At 67.6% G+C, this 22,189-nt stretch carries 19 protein-coding genes; 13 read left to right on the forward strand and 6 right to left on the reverse strand.

Annotated elements, in window-relative coordinates:
- Positions 1-141 precede the first annotated feature (141 nt).
- The 7 genes from BG61_RS26840 to BG61_RS26870 all read left to right on the forward strand — a co-directional run bounded on the left by BG61_RS26840 (position 142) and on the right by BG61_RS26870 (position 8,304).
- On the forward strand, positions 142-1,332 hold the full coding sequence (locus BG61_RS26840; RefSeq protein ID WP_035940324.1) for a phosphoglycerate kinase: 1,191 nt from the start codon (positions 142-144) through the stop codon (positions 1,330-1,332).
- Positions 1,333-1,755: 423 nt separating this feature from the next.
- A complete protein-coding gene (gene pyk, locus BG61_RS26845) occupies positions 1,756-3,192 on the forward strand; it encodes a pyruvate kinase (protein WP_035940370.1) in 1,437 nt (478 codons plus the stop codon).
- A 176-nt stretch (positions 3,193-3,368) separates the two neighbouring features.
- Positions 3,369-4,433 (forward strand): class II fructose-bisphosphate aldolase, encoded by a 1,065-nt coding sequence (gene fba, locus BG61_RS26850; RefSeq protein WP_035940323.1) that lies wholly within the window; start codon positions 3,369-3,371, stop codon positions 4,431-4,433.
- A gap of 144 nt (positions 4,434-4,577) precedes the next feature.
- Positions 4,578-5,480: a phosphoribosylaminoimidazolesuccinocarboxamide synthase gene (locus BG61_RS26855; RefSeq protein WP_035940368.1), complete on the forward strand. Its 903-nt coding sequence runs from the start codon at positions 4,578-4,580 to the stop codon at positions 5,478-5,480.
- Positions 5,481-5,517: 37 nt separating this feature from the next.
- Entirely contained in the window at positions 5,518-6,045 is a 528-nt protein-coding gene (gene purE, locus BG61_RS26860; RefSeq protein ID WP_035940321.1) for a 5-(carboxyamino)imidazole ribonucleotide mutase, read from the forward strand.
- Positions 6,046-6,088: 43 nt separating this feature from the next.
- Entirely contained in the window at positions 6,089-7,276 is a 1,188-nt protein-coding gene (locus BG61_RS26865) for a 5-(carboxyamino)imidazole ribonucleotide synthase (protein ID WP_035940320.1), read from the forward strand.
- 8 nt (positions 7,277-7,284) lie between these two features.
- Positions 7,285-8,304 carry an L-threonylcarbamoyladenylate synthase gene (locus BG61_RS26870; protein ID WP_035940318.1) on the forward strand — a complete coding sequence of 340 codons (1,020 nt, stop codon included), beginning with the start codon at positions 7,285-7,287 and terminating at the stop codon, positions 8,302-8,304.
- Between the two features lie 106 nt (positions 8,305-8,410).
- Here BG61_RS26870 and BG61_RS26875 read toward each other — a convergent pair whose 3' ends face one another.
- Both BG61_RS26875 and dacB read right to left on the reverse strand, forming a co-directional pair.
- Entirely contained in the window at positions 8,411-9,565 is a 1,155-nt protein-coding gene (locus tag BG61_RS26875) for an SGNH/GDSL hydrolase family protein (RefSeq protein WP_035940366.1), read from the reverse strand.
- A gap of 529 nt (positions 9,566-10,094) precedes the next feature.
- Complete coding sequence (dacB, locus tag BG61_RS26880; RefSeq protein WP_035940316.1) at positions 10,095-11,714, reverse strand: D-alanyl-D-alanine carboxypeptidase/D-alanyl-D-alanine endopeptidase; 1,620 nt, start codon at positions 11,712-11,714, stop codon at positions 10,095-10,097.
- A gap of 250 nt (positions 11,715-11,964) precedes the next feature.
- Between dacB and BG61_RS26885 the strand changes: the two genes are divergently transcribed.
- Both BG61_RS26885 and BG61_RS26890 read left to right on the forward strand, forming a co-directional pair.
- Complete coding sequence (locus tag BG61_RS26885) at positions 11,965-12,627, forward strand: response regulator (RefSeq protein ID WP_035940314.1); 663 nt, start codon at positions 11,965-11,967, stop codon at positions 12,625-12,627.
- Positions 12,627-13,928 (forward strand): ATP-binding protein, encoded by a 1,302-nt coding sequence (locus BG61_RS26890; RefSeq protein ID WP_035940313.1) that lies wholly within the window; start codon positions 12,627-12,629, stop codon positions 13,926-13,928. Before BG61_RS26885 ends, BG61_RS26890 begins: the two co-directional genes overlap by 1 nt.
- 54 nt (positions 13,929-13,982) lie before the next feature.
- On the opposite strand, the gene BG61_RS26895 is transcribed toward BG61_RS26890, so the two are convergent.
- The 3 genes from BG61_RS26895 to BG61_RS26905 are packed head-to-tail and all read right to left on the reverse strand — an operon-like array spanning position 13,983 to position 17,177.
- Positions 13,983-15,464 (reverse strand): TolC family protein, encoded by a 1,482-nt coding sequence (locus BG61_RS26895; protein WP_035940311.1) that lies wholly within the window; start codon positions 15,462-15,464, stop codon positions 13,983-13,985.
- 2 nt (positions 15,465-15,466) lie between these two features.
- On the reverse strand, positions 15,467-16,609 hold the full coding sequence (locus BG61_RS26900) for an HlyD family secretion protein (protein ID WP_035940309.1): 1,143 nt from the start codon (positions 16,607-16,609) through the stop codon (positions 15,467-15,469).
- 34 nt (positions 16,610-16,643) lie between these two features.
- Entirely contained in the window at positions 16,644-17,177 is a 534-nt protein-coding gene (locus BG61_RS26905) for a DUF3302 domain-containing protein (RefSeq protein ID WP_232256449.1), read from the reverse strand.
- A gap of 255 nt (positions 17,178-17,432) precedes the next feature.
- Between BG61_RS26905 and BG61_RS26910 the strand changes: the two genes are divergently transcribed.
- From BG61_RS26910 to BG61_RS26925, 4 genes are all read left to right on the forward strand, one after another.
- Complete coding sequence (locus tag BG61_RS26910; protein ID WP_035940308.1) at positions 17,433-18,950, forward strand: DegQ family serine endoprotease; 1,518 nt, start codon at positions 17,433-17,435, stop codon at positions 18,948-18,950.
- Between the two features lie 175 nt (positions 18,951-19,125).
- A complete protein-coding gene (locus tag BG61_RS26915) occupies positions 19,126-19,620 on the forward strand; it encodes a hypothetical protein (RefSeq protein WP_035940306.1) in 495 nt (164 codons plus the stop codon).
- A 238-nt stretch (positions 19,621-19,858) separates the two neighbouring features.
- Positions 19,859-20,227, forward strand: a complete 369-nt coding sequence (locus BG61_RS26920) for a DUF427 domain-containing protein (protein ID WP_035940304.1) — start codon at positions 19,859-19,861, stop codon at positions 20,225-20,227.
- A 53-nt stretch (positions 20,228-20,280) separates the two neighbouring features.
- Positions 20,281-21,090 (forward strand): SRPBCC family protein, encoded by an 810-nt coding sequence (locus BG61_RS26925; RefSeq protein ID WP_035940302.1) that lies wholly within the window; start codon positions 20,281-20,283, stop codon positions 21,088-21,090.
- Positions 21,091-21,142: 52 nt separating this feature from the next.
- On the opposite strand, the gene BG61_RS26930 is transcribed toward BG61_RS26925, so the two are convergent.
- Positions 21,143-22,099, reverse strand: a complete 957-nt coding sequence (locus BG61_RS26930; RefSeq protein ID WP_035940300.1) for a helix-turn-helix domain-containing protein — start codon at positions 22,097-22,099, stop codon at positions 21,143-21,145.
- Positions 22,100-22,189 lie beyond the last annotated feature (90 nt).

Consider the following 22,189-nt stretch of genomic DNA (forward strand, 5'->3'; position numbering starts at 1 on the left):
GCAGCGCGGGCGGGCGCCCGAATCAGCCCCGATCAGCCCGAACCGGAGGTTGCCGCCCGCCATCAGGCGGCAACGTCATGAGCCGGCCGGCGCGAGCCGGCCTTCTTCGCCCGAACCGCTTTTCTATACACGTTGACACCCATGACGAAAGTACTGCGTTTCACCGATCTGATCGCCGAAGGCAAAGTCTCTGGCAAGCGCGTCTTCATTCGCGCCGACCTCAACGTTCCGCAAGATGACGATGGCAACATCACGGAAGACACGCGCGTGCGCGCGTCCGTGCCGGCCATCAAGGCGGCGCTCGACGCCGGCGCGGCCGTGATGGTCACGTCGCACCTCGGCCGCCCGAGGGAAGGCCAGTTCAAGCCGGAAGACTCGCTCGCACCGGTCGCGAAGCGCCTCTCGGAGCTGCTCGGGCGCGAGGTGCCGCTCGTCGCGAACTGGGTGGACGGCGTCGCGGTGCAGCCGGGCAACGTGGTGCTGCTCGAGAACTGCCGCTGCAACAAGGGTGAGAAAAAGAACGACGACGCGCTCGCGCAGAAGCTCGCGAAGCTCTGCGACATCTACGTCAACGACGCCTTCGGCACCGCGCACCGCGCCGAGGCGACCACCCACGGCATCGCGAAATACGCGCCCGTCGCGTGCGCCGGGCCGCTCCTCGCGGCCGAGCTCGACGCGCTCGGTAAGGCGCTCGGCAACCCGAAGCGGCCGCTCGTCGCGATCGTCGCGGGCTCGAAGGTGTCGACCAAGCTCACCATCCTCAAGTCGCTCGCAGCCAAGGTGGACCAGCTGATCGTCGGCGGCGGCATTGCCAACACGTTCATGCTCGCGTCGGGTCTCACGATCGGCAAGTCGCTCGCGGAAGCGGATCTCGTCGGCGAGGCGAAGGCGATCATCGACGAAGCGCGCCAGCGCGGCGCGTCGGTGCCGATTCCGAGCGACGTCGTGACGGCGAAGGAATTCGCCGCGACCGCGAAGGCGGAAACGAAGGCGGTCGGCCAGGTGCAGGACGACGACCTGATTCTCGACATCGGCCCGGACACCGCGAAGGCGCTCGCCGCGCAGCTTGAAAAGGCCGGCACGATCGTGTGGAACGGCCCGGTCGGCGTGTTCGAGTTCGACCAGTTCGGCAACGGCACGAAAACGCTCGCGCAGGCGATTGCGAATTCATCCGCGTTTTCGATCGCGGGCGGCGGCGACACGCTCGCGGCCATCGCGAAATACAACATCCACGACAAGGTCAGCTACATCTCCACCGGCGGCGGCGCGTTCCTCGAATTCCTGGAAGGCAAGAAGCTGCCGGCGGTCGAAGTGCTCGAGTCGCGGGCCTGAGGCTTGACGGCGCGAACGAGGCCGGTGAAGAAGGGCGCGCACGAGGCCGGGCGCGCACACGATGAAATCGCAGTCGAAACGGACGCCGCCGCGGGCAGCACGCTCGCGGGCTTGCAGGCGGGCGGCGCCGGCGATTCCGACCCCACGATTCACGAACCCGAAGCACGCGCCGCCGGCGCGCGGCCGGACGAATCGAATGAATCGAACGATGCGAGCGATTTGGACGAAGCCGCGGCGGCGGAAGCGCTTGCGGGCGTGTCGGCCGTCATGATCGGCGGCACCGCGGGACAGGCGGTACAGAAAAACATTCATAAAGCGACGCCGGCACGATCCGGCGCGCGCGCGCGGCTCGCGAGGAAATCGCCCGCCGCGCAACGTGCTCGCAGCGCAGTTTCCGGCGATCTCACCCAGACGAGGAGTTCCATGCATCGCGCCACAAAGATTGTTGCCACAATCGGTCCCGCTTCCAGCAATCCTGACATCCTGCTGCAGATGATGCAGGCGGGTCTCGACGTCGTCCGCTTCAACTTCTCGCACGGCACCGCGGACGACCATCGCCAGCGCGCCGAATGGGTCCGCGAGGCGGCACGCCAGGTCGGCCGCGAAGTTGCGCTGATGGCCGATCTGCAGGGTCCGAAGATTCGCGTCGGCCGGTTCGAGAACAACAAGACGATCCTCGTTGCGGGCAACCCGTTCATCCTCGACGCGAAGTGCGAGCTCGGCAACAACGAGCGCGTCGGTCTCGACTATCCGGACCTGCCGCGCGACCTGCGCCCGGGCGACGTGCTGCTGCTGAACGACGGCCTGATCGTGCTCGACGTGGTGCGCGTGATCGGCGAGGAGATCCACACGACGGTCAAGGTGGGCGGCGAGCTGTCGAACAACAAGGGCATCAACCGGCAGGGCGGCGGGCTGACGGCCCCGGCGCTGACCGAGAAGGACATGGAGGACATCAAGACGGCGATGTCCCTCGGCGCGGATTTTGTCGCGGTATCGTTCCCGAAGAACGCGACCGACATGGAAATGGCACGGCAACTTGCGAACATCGCAGGCGCGCCTTACGGCATCAAGCCGAAGATGATCGCGAAGATCGAGCGCGCCGAGGCGATTCCGGCGCTCCAGGGCATTCTGGACGCGTCGGACGGAATCATGGTCGCGCGCGGCGATCTGGCGGTGGAAGTGGGCAACGCGGCGGTGCCGGCGCTCCAGAAGCGCATGATCCGCATGGCGCGCGACTCGAACAAGCTCGTGATCACGGCCACGCAGATGATGGAATCGATGATCCACGCGCCGGTGCCGACGCGCGCGGAAGTCTCGGACGTGGCGAACGCGGTGCTCGACGGCACCGACGCCGTGATGCTTTCGGCCGAGACGGCGGCGGGCAAGTACCCGGTGACGACCATCGAGACGATGGCGGCGATCTGCGTGGAGGCGGAGAAGTCGGAGGAGTCGCAGCTCGACACCGATTTCCTCGACCGCACCTTCACGCGCATCGACCAGTCGATCGCGATGGGCGCGCTCTTTACCGCCTTCCATCTGGGCGCGAAGGCGATCGTCGCGCTGACGGAATCGGGCGCGACCGCGCTGTGGATGTCGCGCCACTGGACGCACGTGCCGATCTTCGCGCTCACGCCGCGCGTCGGCAGCGAGCGGACGATGGCGCTGTACCGCAATGTCACGTCGCTGCACCTCGACACGAACACCGACCGCGACACCGCGCTGCATCAGGCGCTGGAAGTGGTGGTGAGCAAGGGGTACGCGGCGCACGGCGACATGGTGGTGCTGACCGTCGGCGAGCCGATGGGGCAGGCGGGCGGCACCAACACGCTGAAGATCGTAAGGGTCGGCGATCATTTCTGAGCGCCCGCGCAGGAGCCGGATTTTGCGGCGTCCGCCGGCCGCCTTCGGGCGGCCGGCGGACGCGAAAAGGCGTGAGGTATGCACGCAAGCGCACGGGAACGATGCTTGCTTCCAGCTAAAATCTCAAAAAATCAGGCCGCACGCCCGGAATTCGTTTCATCTCAAGGAGTATCACCATGCCTCTCGTATCAATGCGTCAACTGCTGGACCACGCAGCCGAAAACGGCTACGGACTCCCGGCATTCAACGTGAACAATCTAGAACAGGTGCAGGCGATCATGGCGGCCGCGAATGAAGTGAACGCGCCCGTCATCATGCAGGCGTCCGCCGGCGCGCGTAAGTACGCGGGCGAAGCGTTCCTGCGTCATCTGATCGAAGCGGCCGTCGAGTCGTATCCGCACATTCCGGTGGTGATGCATCAGGATCACGGACAGTCGCCCGCGATCTGCATGGCGGCGATCCGCAGCGGTTTCACCAGCGTGATGATGGACGGTTCGCTCGAAGCGGACGGCAAGTCGGTGGCGTCGTACGAGTACAACGTCGACGTCTCGCGCAAGGTCGTGGAAATGGCGCATTCGATCGGCGTCACCGTGGAAGCGGAACTCGGCGTGCTCGGCTCGCTGGAAACCATGAAGGGCGACAAGGAAGACGGCCACGGCGCGGAAGGCACGATGACGCGCGAGCAGCTCCTGACCGACGTCGAGCAGGCCGCCGACTTCGTGAAGAAGACGCAGTGCGACGCGCTCGCGATCGCGATCGGCACGTCGCACGGCGCGTACAAGTTCACCAAGAAGCCGACCGGCGACATCCTCGCCATCCAGCGCATCAAGGAAATCCACCAGCGCATTCCGAATACGCACCTCGTGATGCACGGGTCGTCGTCGGTGCCGCAGGAACTGCTTGCCGAAATCCGCGAATTCGGCGGCGACATGAAGGAAACCTACGGCGTGCCGGTCGAGGAAATCCAGGAAGGCATCAAGCACGGCGTGCGCAAGGTGAACATCGACACCGACCTGCGTCTCGCGATCACCGGCGCGATCCGCCGCTACTACGCGGAAAACCCGGCGAAGTTCGATCCGCGCGACTACCTGAAGCCGGCTCGCGAAGCGGCGAAGAAGGTCTGTCTGCAGCGCTATGTGCAGTTCGGCTGCGAAGGGCAGGCGGGCAAGATCAAGCCGGTCCCGCTCGACAAGATCGCCGAAAAGTACAAGTCCGGCGAGCTTGCGCAGATCGTCAAATAAATTTGAGATTGAGCGAGTAAAATCAACGGGTTCCGCCACGGGGCCCGTTTTACGTTTATTCGGTTTGACCCGCCGCCGTTCCTGCCTTTTTCGGGGAACGGCGTTTGGCTTTTATTTTTGCGGTATTTTTTCCGGCTGATGACGATGTCCAACCCGAACTCGACGCTCTACGAATCCACGCTCAAATCGCTGCCGCTCCTCGGCCGCGGCAAGGTCCGCGACAACTACGCCGTCGGGCAGGACAAGCTCCTGATCGTCACGACGGACCGCCTGTCGGCGTTCGACGTGATCATGGGCGAGCCGATTCCGAACAAGGGCCGCGTGCTCAACCAGATGGCCGACTTTTGGTTCGCCAGGCTCTCGCATATCGTGCCGAACCACAACACCGGCATCGATCCGGCGACGGTCGTCGCGCCCGACGAAGTCGATCAGGTGAAGGGCCGCGCCGTCGTGGTGAAGCGCCTAGAGCCGATTCTGGTCGAAGCGGTGGTGCGCGGCTACCTCGCGGGCAGCGGGTGGAAGGACTATCAGGCGACGGGCGCCGTGTGCGGCGTCGAGCTGCCGCCGGGCCTGCAGAACGCGCAAAAACTGCCCGAGCCGATCTTCACGCCGGCAGCGAAGGCCGAAATGGGCCATCACGACGAAAACATCACCTACGATGAGATGGAGCGCCGCATCGGCACGGAACTCTCGGCGACGATCCGCGACATCTCGATCAGGCTGTACAAGGAAGCGGCCGAGTACGCGGCGACGCGCGGCATCATCATTGCGGACACGAAGTTCGAGTTCGGCCTCGACAACCGCGGCGAGCTGTATCTGATGGACGAAGTGCTGACCGCCGACTCGTCGCGCTTCTGGCCGGCCGACGCTTACCAGGTGGGCACGAACCCGCCGTCGTTCGACAAGCAGTTCGTGCGCGACTGGCTGGAAACGCAGCCGTGGAAGAAGGAGCCGCCCGCGCCGACGCTGCCCGAAGACGTGATCGCCAGGACCGCCGGGAAGTATCAGGAAGCGCTCGAACGGCTGACCGGCCAGTCGCTCGCGTAATTCGATCCACGGTTTTCAAGCACAGGAAAGCAGCACGATGAGCGAAGCACCGAACGCCCAGACCGCACACACGCATGCCGCGCCGGTCGTCGGCGTGCTGATGGGTTCCAGTTCCGACTGGGATGTGATGAAGAACGCGGTGGCGGTTCTCCAGGAATTCGGCGTGCCGTACGAGGCGAAGGTCGTCTCCGCGCACCGCATGCCCGACGAAATGTTCGACTACGCCGAGAAGGCGCGCGAGCGGGGCCTTCGGGCGATCATCGCGGGTGCGGGCGGCGCCGCGCACCTGCCGGGCATGCTCGCGGCGAAGACAACCGTGCCGGTGCTCGGCGTGCCTGTTTCGAGCAAGTACCTGAAGGGCGTCGATTCGCTGCATTCGATCGTGCAGATGCCCAAGGGCGTGCCGGTTGCGACGTTCGCGATCGGCGAGGCGGGCGCGGCGAACGCGGCGCTCTTCGCGGTATCGATTCTCTCTGGTACGAACGGCGAATACGCCGAGCGCCTCGCCGCGTTCCGCGTGCGCCAGAACGAAGCGGCGCATGCGATGGTTTTACCCCCGCTCTGACAAGCAGGCTCTCACGGCCTTCAACGGCCATGATCACACCAAGATGAACCCACAAAACTCCCCGGTTTCACCCATCCTGCCCGGCGCGTGGCTTGGCATGGTCGGTGGCGGCCAGCTCGGCCGCATGTTCTGTTTCGCGGCGCAGTCGATGGGCTATCGCGTCGCCGTGCTCGACCCGGACGAAACGAGTCCGGCGGGCGCGGTCGCCGACCGCCACATCCGCGCCGTCTACGACGATCGCGCCGCGCTCACCGAACTCGGCCGCCTGTGCGCGGCAGTATCGACGGAATTCGAGAACGTGCCGTCCGCGAGTCTCGAATTCCTCGCCAACAGCACGTTCGTGAGCCCGGCGGCGAGCTGTGTCGCGATTGCGCAGGATCGCGTGGCGGAAAAGCGCTTCATCGCGGAATCGGGCGTGCCGGTCGCGCCGCACGTCGTGATCGAATCGCCGGAGGCGCTCGCCGCGCTCTCCGACGAGAAGATCGCCGCCGTGCTGCCCGGCATTCTCAAGACCGCGCGTCTCGGCTACGACGGCAAGGGCCAGATCGGCGTGCGCAACGTCGACGAGGTGCGCACCGCGTATGCGTCGCTGTCCGGCGTGGCGTGCGTGCTGGAAAAGCGCATGCCGCTCAGGTTCGAGGTGTCGGTGCTGATCGCGCGCGGCGGCGACGGCAAGTCGGCCGTCTTCCCGCTTGCGCAGAACACGCACGTGAAGGGCATTCTCGCGAAGACCGTTGTGCCCGCGCCCGATGCATCCGCCGCGCTCGTCGCGCAGGCGCAGGACGCCGCGCTCACGATCGCCGCGAAGCTCGGCTACGTGGGCGTGCTGTGCGTGGAGTTCTTCATTCTCGAAGACGGCACGCTGATCGCCAACGAGATGGCGCCGCGCCCGCACAATTCCGGCCATTACACGGTCGACGCCTGCGCAACCAGCCAGTTCGAGCAGCAGGTGCGCGCGATGACCGGCATGCCGCTCGGCGACACCCGCCAGCACTCGCCCGCCGCGATGCTGAACCTCCTCGGCGACGTCTGGTTCGACGGCAACAAGTCGCGCACGCCGCTGTGGCCGGAGGTTGCGGCGATGCCGGCCGCGCGCCTGCATCTGTACGGCAAGGAAGAGGCCCGCCCGGGCCGCAAGATGGGCCACATCAACTTCACGGCGGCGACGCTCGAAGAAGCCCGCACGGCGGCGCGCGACTGCGCGCGCATGCTGCACATCACGCTCGACTGAGCGGCGCGATGAGCATCATCTTTCCGGGCGCCGCGCAGATCGACGAGGCGGCGGCGCTGCTCGCCGCCGGTGAACTCGTCGCGTTTCCGACCGAGACCGTCTACGGGCTCGGCGGCGACGCGGCGAACCCCGAAGCGATCGCGCGCATCTATGCGGCGAAGGGGCGGCCGGCGAACCATCCCGTCATCGTGCATCTCGCGCCCGGGGGCGACCCGGGCTACTGGGTGCGCACGCTTCCCGCCGACGCGCAAAAGCTCATCGACGCGTTCTGGCCCGGCCCGCTCACGCTGATTCTCGAACGCGCGCCGCACGTGCCCGCGGCCGTGAGCGGCGGGCAGAATTCGGTCGGCATCCGCTGTCCGTCGCATCCGGTCGCGCAGGCGCTCTTGTCGGCGTTCAGCGCGCTCCGCGGCGGGCACGGCGGCGTGGCGGGCCCGTCCGCGAACCGGTTCGGGCATGTCAGCCCGACCACCGCCCAGCACGTGCGCGACGAATTCGGCGGCACGGTCCACGTGCTCGACGGCGGCGCGGCGGACGTGGGCATCGAATCGACCATTCTCGATCTGTCGCGCGGATTTCCGGCCTTGCTGCGCCCGGGACATGTGAGCCCGCAGGCGATCGCCGACGTGCTCGGCGTCGCGCCGCGTCTTCCCGACGGCTCCGACGCCACCGCGCCGCGCGCCTCGGGAACGCTCAAGGCGCACTACGCGCCGCGCACGCCGCTCGCGCTGCTGCCGTTCGCCGCGATCGGGCCGCTGCTCGTCGCGCATGCGGCGGGGGAGAAGAAGATCGCGCTGGTTGCGCGCGCGTCGAGCGCGGGCGCGTGGGCGAGCGCGCCGGACGTGCATTTCATCGCGGCGCCGGAAGATCCGCAGACCTACGCGCGCGATCTCTATGGCCTCTTGCGGGCGCTGGACCGCGCGAATGTCGAGCGGATCCTGATCGAGAAGCTGCCTGACTCGATCGAATGGATCGCGGTGAACGACCGGCTGGGTCGCGCGGCGGCTGCCTTCGAAGCGCAGGAGTAGAGGAGCCGGGCGCTACGGCTCGTCACCAGAAAAAACGCCCGGTCGAAACCGGGCGTTTTTGCGTTCAGCGCGCCTTGCGTTCAGCGCGCCTTGTCTGAAAGCCGCATCACTTGCCGAGGCCTGACTTCGCGATCGCCTGCTCGACGTTCTGCGCGTAGAGCGCGTAAAGGTGCGTGGTCGGATGCAGGGTGTCGGCGTACATGTAGCTCTGGTCCGCGCCCGCGACCGTGTAGGTCTGCGGCGAGCAGAAGAGCGACGTGCCGAACGCCGACGGGTTCGGCTGGCCCGAGGCAGTGGCGTTAGCGATCATCGATTGCAGGTTGCACGCCGTGCCCGTATTGGACACCGTGAAACCGAGCGACTGAAAGTTCGCCGTGACGCCATCGATCCAGCTGTACACATCGACGTAGATCACCTTCGAGAGCAGCCCGGCCTGCGTGAGCGCGCCCTGAAGCGCGAGGTTGAAGCCCTGCGACGCCTTCGTGAGCGCCACGCCCTTGTCGGAGCTCAGCAGGCCCTGCGGGCTCCCGCCGATGTTCGGCACCGTCGACACCACGACATGCGTCGCGCCCGCCTGCACCACCCGGCCGATGACACTCGCGAGATCGATGGCCGCCTGGCCTATCGCCTGCTGTGCCGCGTTGGCGGCGGCGAGCGCCTGGGCCGGCGTGATCTGCCCTGCGGCCGCCGCTGCCGCCGCGGCCTGCGCCTCCGAGAGGTTCAGCAGGATGTCGTTGGCGCCGCCGTTGATGAGCACGAGCTGGTTCGCATTGAAGCTGCCGTGCGCTGCAAGATAGCTCGAGACCTGATCGTTGACCGGGATGGTCGTCGCCTGCGCGTAGTCGGCGTTGGGCGTGCCGGCCGGTGCGTGCCCGATGCCCGGCTGCAGCTTCACGCGCGCGCCGCCCTGCGCATAGCCGAAGCCGGGCGCGGCCGTAAGGGGCACGCCGAAGCCGCCCGTCGCGGCCGGGGTCAGCGTGTCGCCGTAATACTGTGCGACGTCCTGCGTCCAGACCTGGCCGGGGTTGGTCGTGAAGCGGCCGCCGCCGAAGTTTCTTGCCGCGACCGGCGAATAGGTGCCGGCGTCCGACAGGCTGTCGCCGAAAGACACGACTTGCAGCTTGATGCCGCCCGGGGGCGCCGAGTTGTTGTTGTCATCGCCGCCGCCGCCACATGCGGCGAGCAGGGCGAGGGCGGCACTCGCCGTCGCGAACCGGGCAAAGCGCACGAAGGTGCTGCGTGTCGTGTAGGTCTTGTACATTGACTTCGTCTCCATCTCTTGGTGAGTCTTCTAATGTGGTGCCGCGGCTCATGCGCCGCGTTTTCGATGTTGTTTTTGAAGTCCCGGCAGGCGCCGCCGGAAGCAGCGTCGCGATAGCTTACCGAAACTTTCCGCCTCGCTGACAGGTTTCCGCCGATGCCGGGCCGTTGCACAACGGCCCGGGGCGCGCGACAAAGACACGCCGCGTGATGCGAAGCGCTCGGACGGGTTGATTGCGGGGGCGATACGGATGGCCGGGAGCCGTGGCAGTCCAGGTCACGCCGCGTGCATGACGTGCGGCTTGTTCCGGGCGCTCGATCCGTTCGGCGCATGTGCCGTGCGAGCCGCGCATGGCCGCCGATGCGCCCCGAATGCGCCCCGAACGCGCCGGCGCCATGAGGCACGATCCGGCGTCGAATTGCATGGTTGTCTCCCTCCAGAAGAAGCGGTCTGTGCCGCTGTGCCCGACAGCGTACACGGCGAGCGCTCGGCGGCGCGCGCTACTTCGTAGAAGGAATATTCCAGGATCTCACTCGGCGGCGCCCGGCCTGCGCGCGCCTTCGTACACCCATTCGAGCAGCGCATCGTGCGCGGCGCGCGCCGCCTCCGCGCGCGGATCGTTGATGAAGCTCACGACGACATAGCTCTCGCCGTTCTCCGCGCCCACGTATCCCGCGATCGCGCGCACGTCGCGCAGCGTGCCGGTCTTGATGTGGGCGTTGCCGCCCGCGCCCGCATGCGTGAGCCGGTTGCGCATCGTGCCGTCCACGCCGGCAATCGGCAGCGACTCGACGAACACCTGCGCGACCGGGCTCGAGTTCGCCGCCTGCAGCATGTCGGCGAGCGAGAGCGCGCTGATCGCTTCGTCGCGCGAGAGGCCCGAGCCGTTGTCGAGCGAGAGACCGTTCATCGGCAGCGCGCTGCGGCGCAGGAATCCCTGGATGGCCTGCGCGGACTTCGCGGGCGTCGCGGGCGGCTTGGCCGTTGCCGCGCCGATCGTGAGGAACAGGTTGCGCGCCATCACGTTGTTGCTGAACTTGTTGATGTCGCGAACGATGTCCGAGAGCACCGGGCTGCGATGCGTGCCGACGAGCCGCGCGCTCGCGGGCGTCGCGCCTTCGCGGGTCGTGCCGTTGAAGGTGCCGCCCACTTCCTTCCAGAGCGCGAGGAAGCCGCCCGCGAAGAACGTGGAGTGATCGAGTGCGGCGACGTTGATCGTTCGCGAGCCGCAGCGCAGCGGATAGTCGCCGATGAACGACGCCTGCACGAAGCCGCCCGCCGTCTGCGCAACGCTCGGCGAAGCCGCCGGAAGAGATCCCGCGCACGCGCCGCGCGTGACGCGCAGTTCGTTGTCGATCTGCAGTTGCGCGAGCTGCGGCAGGACGTCGATGGACACCTGTCCGTCCGGATTCGGCGTGAGCGTGAAGGAGAGCGACTTGAACGCGTAGAGCAGCGGATCGGGGCCGACGTTGTATGGCGCGGCGTCGTCGTTGTCGAAGGCGGGCAGATCGCGCGTCGACGGATCGAAGTAGCGCTTGTCGAGCACGAGCGTGCCTTCGATGCCCGTGATGCCGTTGCGCCGGATCTGGCTCACCAGATCGATCAGCTCCTCGGGCACGAGCTTCGGATCGCCCGTGCCCTGGATGTACAGGTTGCCGTGCAGCACGCCCTGCGTGTCGACGTCGCCGTCTGCGTAGGCCGTCGTTTTCCAGCGGTAGTCCGGGCCGAGCAGCGACAGGCCCGCATACGTGGTGACGAGTTTCATCGTCGAGGCGGGGAGCATCGGCTCGGTCGCGTTGATCGAGACGAGCGGCACCGGCGCGCCGATGCGCTGCACGACCACGCTCATCGACGACAGCGGCACATGCGCCCGCGCGAGCGCCGCCATCACCGTGGGCGGCAGGGGACCGGCGGGCACCGCGACGCGTTGCCCGCGCTCGGCGCGCTTTGCCTTCGCGCCGGCCTTGGCGCCGCCGCGCGCGGCGCGGCTGGGAGTCTGCGTCTGCGATTCGGCCTTGGTGCCGCCGCGGGCGTCGGCGGGCGGCGCATAGCCGAGCATGCTGCTCGCGGCGAGCGCGACGGCGAGGACGCCCGTCGACAAACGCGCGGCGATGAAACGTGATGAAACGGACAACGGGACGAGCGGCATGAATTGTTCTTCGATGCGAATGGTTGAGCGTGCGGCGAACGGTCGGACGGGCAAAAAGCGTCGGTTTCGCGGGATACCGGCGTCGCGGGGCGAACGAAGCGGCTATTGTAGACAAGCTTTCCCGCCGATCGTTGCCGGATTCGAAGAAAGCCCTGGTGCCGCCGCGATGCACCGCATTTAAGCCACGCTTAATCCTCGAGCGGCGCCGCACGGCTAAAATGGGTCGCTCCCCCAATGCAAAGGCGACGCCATGCGAATCCTGCTAGTGGAAGATGACCGGATGATCGCCGAGGGCGTGAGAAAGGCGTTGCGCAGCGACGGATTCGCCGTCGACTGGGTTCAGGACGGCGACGCGGCGCTCACGGCCGTCGGCGGCGAGCCCTACGACCTGATGCTGCTCGACCTCGGTTTGCCCAAGCGCGACGGCCTCGACGTGCTGAAGAGCCTGCGCTCGCGCGGCAACGCGCTGCCGGTGCTGATCGTGACCGCGCGCGATGCGATTGCCGATCGCGTGAAAGGCCTCGACGCCGGCGCGGACGACTATCTCGTCAAGCCATTCGATCTCGACGAACTCGGCGCCCGCATGCGCGCGCTGATCCGCCGCCACGCCGGGCGCGGCGAGTCGCTCGTGCGCCACGGCGCGCTCACGCTCGATCCCGTCGGCCATCAGGTGACGCTCGACGGCACGCCCATCGCGTTGTCGGCGCGCGAGTTCGCGCTCCTCGAGGCGCTGATGGCACGCCCGGGCGCGGTGCTTTCGAAAAGCCAGCTCGAGGAAAAAATCTACGGCTGGGGCGAGGAGATCGGCAGCAACACCGTCGAGGTCTATATCCACTCGCTGCGCAAGAAGCTCGGCGCGGACCTGATTCGCAACGTGCGCGGCTTGGGCTATATGGTCGCGAAGGACGCCTGATGCATTCGATTCGCCGCCAGCTGCTCGTCTGGCTGCTTGCGCTCGTGATCGTCGGCGTGGGGTTTGCCGGATGGCTCATCTACCGGCAGGCGCTTGCGGAAGCCAATGAACTCTTCGACTACCAGTTGCAGCAGATCGCGGCCGCGCTGCCGTCGGAGCCGTTTTCGTCGGTGCTCACGTCGCGCAGCGGCAGCGACGAGGGCGTCGTGATCCAGATCTGGAACCGCAACGGCGTGCTGATGTACTACTCGCATCCGCGTGTGCCGCTCGCGCCGCACGCGGAACTCGGCTTCTCCACCGAGATGACGGCGCGCGGCGAGTGGCGCGTGTACAGCGCGATCGTCGGCGACAACGTCGTGCAGCTCGCGCAGCCGCTTTCCATCCGCAACCGGCTCGCGGCGGGCGTCGCGTGGCGCACGCTGTGGCCGCTCGTGCTGCTGTTGCCGTTTCTCGGCCTCGCGGTGTGGGTGATCATCGGGCGCGGCCTCGCGCCGCTGCAGCGCGTGACCCGCGCGCTCGACACACGCCGCCCGGAGGCGCTCGAACCCTTGCCCGACACGCGTCTGCCGCAGGAAGTGCAGCCGGTCGTGCATGCGCTGAACGCGCTGCTTCAGCGGCTCGCAACGGCGCTCGACACGCAGAAGGCCTTCGTCGCCGATGCCGCTCATGAACTGCGCACGCCGCTTGCCGCCGTGCAGATCCAGGCGCAGCTCGTCGCACGCGCGCAGGACGACGCGTCGCGAAAGGAAGCGCTCGCGGACCTGCAGGAGGGCATCGCGCGCGCGACGCGCCTCGCGGAGCAGTTGCTCGCGCTCGCCCGCTCGGAGCCGGACAGCAAGACGGCAATGCAGCAGGTCGATCTGCACGCGCTGCTCGACGAGTGCGTCGGCGCGTACGTGCTGCTCGCGCAGGAACGGGGCGTCGATCTGGGCATCGAGACGAGCGAGAGCGCGAGTGTCACGGGCGACGCCGACGCGCTGCGCGTGATGTTCAGCAACCTCGTCGACAACGCGACGAAGTACACGCCGCGCGGCGGCCGGGTCGACGTGTCGCTGAAGGTGGAAGAGGGGCATCCGGTCGTGCGCATCGCCGACAGCGGACCGGGCATTCCCGCCACGGAGCGCGATCGCGTGTTCGACCGGTTCTATCGCGTGGGAGAGGGCGCGAGCCGTGCGCGCACGGATGTCGCGGGCAGCGGGCTCGGACTCGCGATCGTGAGGCGCATCGCGCTTCAGCACGGCGCGACGGTGGAACTCGGCGAGTCGCAGGCAGGCGGACTGCTCGTCTCGGTGCGGTTCTGAGGCTGCGCTGCTGGCGTTGCGGTTCTGAATCTGCGCTTCTGAAACGCGAACCCGTCAGGACGCGGTCGCCGGCGCGGTCGCCGGCGCAGCGGGCCTGGACAGCGCGGGTTCCGGTGCGGCTTCGCTTGTGGCGGCCGCCCCGTCGGTGCCGAAGTCGCCGCCGAGCGCGAGGTGCAGGTTCACACGCTGGACGAGCCGTTCGCTCGCGAGCCGCACTTGCGTGCTTTGCGCCCGGTACAGCTGAAGCTGCTGTTGCAGCACCTCGTACTCGTCTGCCTTGCCCACTTTCAACTGAACCCGCGTCAACTCGACCGAGCGCCGGTAGCCCTCGACCTGCCGGCCGATCGTCGCCGCCCGCAGCGACAGGCTTTTCTCCGCCGCGAGCGCGTTCTCCACTTCGCCCATCGCCGTCAGGATCGCGCGGCTGTAGCCCGCGAGCGCTTCCTGCTGCGCTTCGGTGCGAATGAGAAAGGTGGTCTGGAGCACGCCGCCGTCGAAGAGCGGCCACGCGACCGTCGCGCCGACCGGAAACACCGTCTTGTGGACGTTGATGAAATCGAAGAAGTCCTTGCGCAGCCGCCCCGCGCCCGCCGACAGCGACACGCGCGGCAAGCGCGCCGCCTTCGCTTCCTGTGCGCCGAAGTAGCTCGCGACGAACCGCTCGCGCGCGGCGAGGATATCGGGCCGACGCTCGAGCAGGTTCGCGGGAACGCCGGCCGCGACCGGTTCCGGCGATCCCGGCAGGCTTGCCGCCGTGGCGACGCTCGCCGACGGATAGCGCCCGAGCAGCAATTCGAGCCCGCGCAATGCGGCCTCGCGGCTTTGCTCGAGTTGTTGCACGGTTTCGTCGATGGACGCGAGCCGTGTCGAGACGAGCACGACGTCCTGCTCGCTTGCCTTGCCCACGCGCCTGCGCGTTTCTTCGAGCGACAGCTGCCGCGCGGTTGCGGCGCGCGTCTCGCGCGCCAGTGCGAGCTGCTGCGCGGCTTCGGCGCTCGCGAGCCACGCACGCACGACGGCCGCGGCCAGCGACTGCCGTGCATAGGCGTAGTCGTCCTGCGCGGAACGGTAGAGCGCTTCAGCGCCCTTTTGCTCGGCGCGCGCCCGGCCCCACAGGTCGATTTCCCAGCTCAGCACCACGCCGAAGCCGTTCGCGTTGAACGATTTGCCCGGCGTGGGCTCGGTGGCGTAACCGGCGCCGAAGCCGACGTTTGGCAGCAGATCGGCGCTCGCGATCTGCACCTGCAGGCGCGACTGTTCGAGCCGGCTCGCCGCCGCGCGCAAATCGGGACTGCGCGCGAGCGCTTCGTCGATCAGTTGCTGCACTTCGCCGCTTTTCGCAAAGCCGAGCCACGCGGGCTGAAACTCGGTGCGCGCCGCGCGAGCGGCCCACGCGGCGGGCAGCGTCTGTCCCTGCATCGCCTGGTTGAAGGCGTCGTCGGGGGCGGGCGGCGTCAGATTCGCACAGCCCGCGATGCACAGCGCGAAGCACAGGGCGGTCAGCCCACGCGATGAATTCACACGCATCGTGTTCATCCTCATTCCAGTTTGAACACGAGATAGTTGATCTTGCTCGTCACACGCACGATCACCTTGCGGACCATGTGCAGCGCCGTCAGGTGCTCCGTATAGATCGCAGCGTCACCGCGCGCGCCCATCGCGAGGCTGAGCTTCTCCGGGTGATCCATGTCGATCTTCACGGCGTACTGCAAGGGCGGAGCACCATGTTCCATCTCGGCGGCCGTGGTCGGCAGCGTGCCGCTCGCGTTGAACTGGCCTTGTGCGGTCGCCCAGATGATCGAGTTCACGCGACCCTTCAGGATCTGCCCCGGCTTGGACTTCAGCGAGACTTCGACCTCATTGCCAGCCTGGACCTTGGTCAGCTGGTTCTGGTCGAAGAAGGCGATCACCTGCTGCTTCGTTTCGACGAAACTCATCACGGGCCGAAGCGGCAGCGCCGCCGCGTAGGAGCCGGGGCGCACCTGGAGGTTGATCGCGTAGCCGTCGGCGGGAGCGCGGATCACGGTCTGCGCGAGATTCCAGCGCGCCGTATCGAGCTGCGCCTTGATCGCGGCCACCGCTGAGTTATCGCCGCCGTAGGTCGCGCCGATCTGCAGCCGCACCTTCTCCTCGGCCTGCTTCGCGGCGAGCACGGCGGCTTCATGGCGCTTGACCTCGGCGCGAAAGCTCTCGACGTCGTATTGCGTGCCAGCGCCCTTGGTGGCGAGCTCGATCGACTGTTGCAGCCGCGTGCGCGCGAGTTGCAGGGGCGCCTGCGCGGCGGCGGTATTGTTTTGCGCGAGCTGGAGGTCGCGCTCGAGTTCCTGCGCGTTTGCCTTGCCGCCGACGAGTTGCGCTTCGAGTTGCCGCACCTGGAGTTCGAACGGCTCGGGGTCGATGCGCAGCAGCACATCGCCCTTCTTGATGAGCCGGTTGCCTTCCACCGGCACTTCGATCACGCGCCCCGTCACGCGCGGGACGATTTCCACGACATAGTTGGTGACGCGCACGTCGCCGGTGGACGGCGCAGTGACGTTGATCGTGAAGACGAGCACGGCAAGGGCGAAGGCGCCGAACGCCACCACGCCCACCTGTGACTTGATGTTCCAGGGCAGCAGCTTGAGCTTGATGAAGACGAGCCACACGACGAGCGCGTACGTGCAGACGATCAGTTCCAGCATGAAAATTCTCCGCGGAGGGTGCGTTCAGACAGGTTCAAAGTGCGGGCGGGGGGGCGCCCTTCGCGGATGGCGTGGCTTCGACTTCCCGCAAGCGCGACTGAAGACTCGCGATCTCGCGGCGCAATACTTCGGGATCTACCACGCCGGCATGGGACGCGGTGTCGGATTCGCCTTTGGCTGCAAGCTCGGTGTAGTAGTCGTCGTGCTTGTCGCGTCCGTAGGCGAGGCGATAGCCGACCGGCTTGGTGTAGGCCCATAGCCACGCGAGCGGCCAGAGCAGCCCGCCGAAGAGCAGTGACATGATGCAGAGCACCTTGATCGCTTCCTTTTGCGGGTGATGCCGCTTTTCCGCGGCAAGTTCCGGCAGCACATGCACTTTCCAGAACAGGACGACAGCGCCGATCGGCACGAACAGCACCACGATCACCGAAACAATGTCGGCCAGGGTGTCCTCCAGCTCGCCCGAAAAGGCGAACGCGGGTTGCGCGGCGAGGAGCGAAGCGAGCGCGCCCGCGCAGAGCGCCGCGCGCCGCAGCGCGGCGCGATCAATAAGGGTGTGTTTCTTCACGACGACAGCTCCTGGAAGGGCGTCGAAGTTATCACGCTGCGAATTTCGGGAGAGGCCGCGGACAACCAAATGTTACGGATGCCTTTCGGTGAGCCGCGTGGCGTGGTCGGCCAGGGGCCGGGCCGGTGCGCGGCCACTGGCGTGCCACGCCGCGCGGGGCCTTACGGTGATTAAGATTGCTTTAAGACACGCTCCGTATGCTTGGCATCAACGTAGCGCGACGCACGCGCCCATTCCTGTCAGGAGCACAACACGATGAACGCGAAGATCCTCTCCCGCAGCGCAGTTGCAGTGGCCGTTGCCGTTGCTTTGTCGGCGGGCTACGTGGCTGGTCACAAGGACATTCCGGCGCCCCAGGTCATCTCGCCCGCGCAGGCGGCCGCGATGATGCCCGCCGAAGCCGCCGCGAAGACAGGCATCCCCGATTTCTCCGGACTCGTCGAAACGTACGGCCCCGCTGTCGTCAACATCAGCGCGAAGCACGTCGTCAAGCAGACGGCGCAGCGCGGCGGCAGCTCGCAATTGCCGATCGACCCGAGCGATCCGTTCTATCAGTTCTTCAAGCACTTCTATGGCGGCGTGCCCGGCATGGGGGGCGACGGCTCGGGCGGCTCCGGCGGCGCCGACCGGCCGAGCGAAGGCCTCGGCTCGGGCTTCATCGTGAGCAGCGACGGCTACATCCTCACGAATGCGCACGTGGTAGACGGCGCGAACGTCGTCACCGTCAAGCTCACCGACAAGCGCGAATACCGCGCGAAGGTCGTGGGCGCCGACAAGCAATCCGATGTCGCCGTGCTGAAGATCGATGCGAAGAACCTGCCGACGGTCAAGATCGGCGACCCGAACGGCAGCAAGGTCGGCCAGTGGGTGGTCGCGATCGGCTCGCCCTATGGGTTCGACAACACGGTGACCTCGGGCATCATCAGCGCGAAGTCGCGTGCGCTGCCGAACGAGAACTACACGCCGTTCATCCAGACCGACGTGCCGGTGAACCCGGGCAACTCCGGCGGGCCGCTTTTCAACCTGCAGGGCGAAGTGATCGGCATCAACTCGATGATCTACTCGCAGACGGGCGGTTTCCAGGGCCTTTCGTTCGCCATCCCGATCAACGAGGCGATCAAGGTGAAGGACGCGCTCGTGAAGACAGGCCACGTCGATCGGGGCCGGCTCGGCGTGACGGTGCAGGCGATGAACCAGACGCTCGCGAATTCGTTCGGCATGAAGACGCCGCAGGGCGCGCTCGTGAGTTCCGTCGAAGCGGGCGGGCCGGCTGCCAAGGCCGGCCTCCAGCCGGGCGACGTGATCACGGCGCTCGATGGCGTGCCGGTCACGGATTCGACGTCGCTGCCGTCGCAGGTCGCCGGGCTCACGCCCGGCAGCTCCGCGAAGGTCCAGGTCTGGCGCGACAAGGGCTCGAAGGACCTGAACGTCAAGATCGGCGCGCTCTCCGACACGAAAGTCGCGAGCGCGGGCGGCGCGAACGGCGACGGCGGCGCGGCCGCGCAGGATACGCGGCTCGGCGTCGCGGTGCGGCCGCTTACGCCGGAGGAGAAAGAGGACAGCTCGCTCTCGCGCGGCCTGATCGTGCAGCAGGCGAGCGGCGCGGCGGCGAGCGCGGGCATCCAGGCGGGCGACGTGATCCTCGCGGTCAACGGACAGCCGGTCACGAGCGTGCAGCAACTGAAGTCGATGGTCGCGCACGCCGGCGACAGCCTCGCGCTCCTGATCCAGCGCGACGACGCCCAGATCTTCGTGCCGGTCGACCTGGGCTGAAGTCGGCTGCACCCGGCTGAACCCGCTGAGCGCGGCTGAGCGCGGCTGAGCGCGGCTGAGCGGGCATGAACCGTGCTGAGGGCCTTTTTGGTGCCCCATCGCGCGAAGTCGGCGCATCGGGCGAATTCGGGTTGAGCCCGGCGGCAAGCCGGGCGGATACAAGGAGCAAACCAATATGACCATCAGGACCCAAGGCAGGCTCGCGGCGGCGGCAGTGGCCGCCGTGCTTTCTCTCGGCGCGGCGGGCGGCGCGTGGGCGCAGGCGTCGAGCGCCGGCACGAGCGCCGGCACGAGCGACATGAGCAGCGCGGGTAACACGAATGGCGGCGGACTGCCGCAGGTCCAGCAGCAGGGCGACGTGTCGTACACGTCGGGCGGGGTCGGACTCGACGAATCGAAGGCCTTGTTGCGCGAACAGGCGAACTGGCCGCTCTCGCTGCGCTTCACGGGGCCGACGAGCGAATATCTGTCCGGCGTGCGCGTGCGGATCACGGATTCGCACGGCACCGAGGTGCTCGGTACCGAGGCGATGGGCCCGTACATGCTGGTGAAGCTGCATCCGGGCCAATACACGGTGTACGCAAAATACAAGGACCAGGAGCAGAAGAAGACGGTGAGCGTGCAGGGCGCCGGCAAGGCGAAGCTGGGGTTCCACTGGAGCATTCAGTAGCCGCTTCGCGCTGATCGGCCAGCGGCCGTTCAGCGGTTGCTGAGGACGGCGGCGCGCGGCGTGGCGGCGTGTGCGCAACAGGTTGCCGGGAGAGCGCAACCGCCCACACAAGCGAGCGGGATTTTGTCTCATAATGAAGCCACGGGCACCGCCGCCCGTGGTTTTTTTGTGCCGGGCAAGCCCTGGTGCACAGGCGGCCACGCGTCTTTCTCCTCAGCCGAACCGGGAGGGCATCACGATGAATACCGACACGCACCACAGCGCGCATCGCATCGAGATCACGCCGAACGGCCGGCGCTGCCGGGTGATTCACCAGGGCGTCACCTACGCGGACACTCACGCGTCCCTCGTGCTTGCGGAAACCGGGCTCGCACCCGTGCTCTATTTCCCGCGCGCCGACGTCAACATGGCCCGCCTCGAACGCTCGATCCACACCTCGCACTGCCCGTTCAAGGGCGAAGCGACCTACTTCCATCTGCTGACCGAAGACGGCCCGGTCGAAAACGCCGTCTGGAGCTACGAACAGCCCATCGAAGCCGCAAGCCAGATCAGGGGCTATCTGGCGTTCTACGCGTCGCGCGTCGATCGCATCTTCGAGACTTCCTGATCCATCACGCCAAAACATAACTAACGAGAGCGGTCCTTGCCTGGGAGGCTCAGATGGAAGTGACCGATGCGTTGCGTGTTCCGCTGCAGCCCGCGCACGTGCGGGAGGCCCTTGGCGACCTGGCCCTGCTGCGCGCGAGCCTCGACCATTGCGAGACGTTCTCGAAGCTGCCGGGCGGAGAGTACGCGCTCACGATGATTGTGCCGCTCGGCGCGTTGCGCGCGCGCTACGAGATCCGAGCGCACACGGCGGGCCGCACGCGCCAGGCCGCGCACACGGAAGGCGAGCCCGAACCGGCAGACGCCGGCACCGACACCTACGCCCGCACGCTCTCGTTCAAGGCGCGTGGCGAGGGCGTCGGCTCGCTGCGCGGGCAGATCGCGGTCGCGCTCAATCCGGACGAGGACGGCGAGTCGACGTGGATCGAATACACCGTCTGGGCGACGGTGTCGGGGCCGCTCGCGGGCTTGCCGTCGCGGCAGATCGAGAATTCGCTGCGCGAAGTCGCCGACGACTTCTTCGCGGAATTCTGCGAAGTGGTGCGCGCGAAGCACGGCCAGCCGTCGCTGCGCGCGCAGCAGGAGGCGCACGCGCGACGCCACGTCTTCCTGCGGCCGGCCGCGATGTCGGCGGCGTTTTCGCGGCGCTCCGGCATGCCGTCGCGCCAGCTTCGCTCGAGCGTGGCCGATGCCGCCGCGACCGGCGTACTGCATCACCGCTTGCCCGGCCACGGCCTCGGGCGCCACGACAGCGACCACTCGCACGACCCGCATCCGCTCGGCCTGCCGGGCTGGGCGTGGGCGGCGATGCTGCTGTGCATCGCGCTCTTCGCGTTCTTCGCCCAGCGCGTCGGGCTGCAATAGGGCCATAGCGCAATGCTCCGGCGCGGCGCGCCCCGTCTCGTGCCGCCGCGGTTCAAGCCCCCCGAAAAGCCCGGCGATAGGCCGACGGCGACGTCTTCAGCGCCTGCGCGAACTGCTGGCGCAGCGTCGCGCCCGTGCCGAAGCCGCACGTTTCGGCGATGCGCTCGACCGGCAGGTCGCTCGTTTCGAGCAGCCGCTGCGCGAATGCGATGCGCTCGCCGAGCAGCCACGCGCCGACCGTCGCGCCCGTCAACTGGTGAAAGTGCCGCGTGAAGGTGCGCCGGCTCATCGCGACGCGCGCGGCGAGGGTGTCGAGCGAATGCGCCGCGTGCAGGTTCGCGCGCAGCCAGTCGAGCAGTTCGGCGAGACGGTCGCCGTTGGCGCGCGCGGGCATCGGCTGCTCGACGAACTGTGCCTGCGAGCCCTGCCGGTGCGGCGCCACGACGAGCCGCCGCGCGACGCGGTTCGCTGCCTGCGACCCGGCGAGCCGGCGCAGCACGTGCAGGCAGCAGTCGAGACCCGCCGCCGTCCCGGCAGAGGTGGTGAGCGTCGCGTCGTCGATATAGAGCACGTTCGGGTCGAAGTGCACGCGCGGGTAGCGGCGCGCGAAATCCTCGGCCCACGCCCAGTGGGTCGTGGCGGCGCGCCCGTCGAGCAGGCCCGCTGCCGCCAGCACGTAGGCGCCGAGGCAGAGCCCGACCATCTGCGCGCCGCGCGCGTGAGCCGCGCGCAAGGCGTCGAGGAGCGCGGCGGGCGGCGTTTCGTCCGGATCGCGCCAGCTCGGCACGATGACGACATCGGCGTCGGCGAGCGCGTCGAGCGTGTGATCGGCGGTGATCGAGAAACCCGCCGTGGTGGCTAAGCGCCCGGGTTCGGCCGCGCACACGCGAAAGTCGAAGCGCGGCACGCCGGCGGCGCTGCGGTCTTCCCCGAACACGACGCACGGCACCGACAGGTGAAACGGGCTGATGCCGTCGAACGCGACGACGGCGATTTTCGGCTCGGCCATGACCCCGGCTCCAGGCGAAGGTGATTGGCCCGATTCTATCGAAGATTGGCAATCGGGCCACTTCTGCGCCGGCATGCCGCTCGCGACAAT

It is taken from the genome of Caballeronia glathei, assembly GCF_000698595.1.
GTDB lineage: Bacteria > Pseudomonadota > Gammaproteobacteria > Burkholderiales > Burkholderiaceae > Caballeronia > Caballeronia glathei.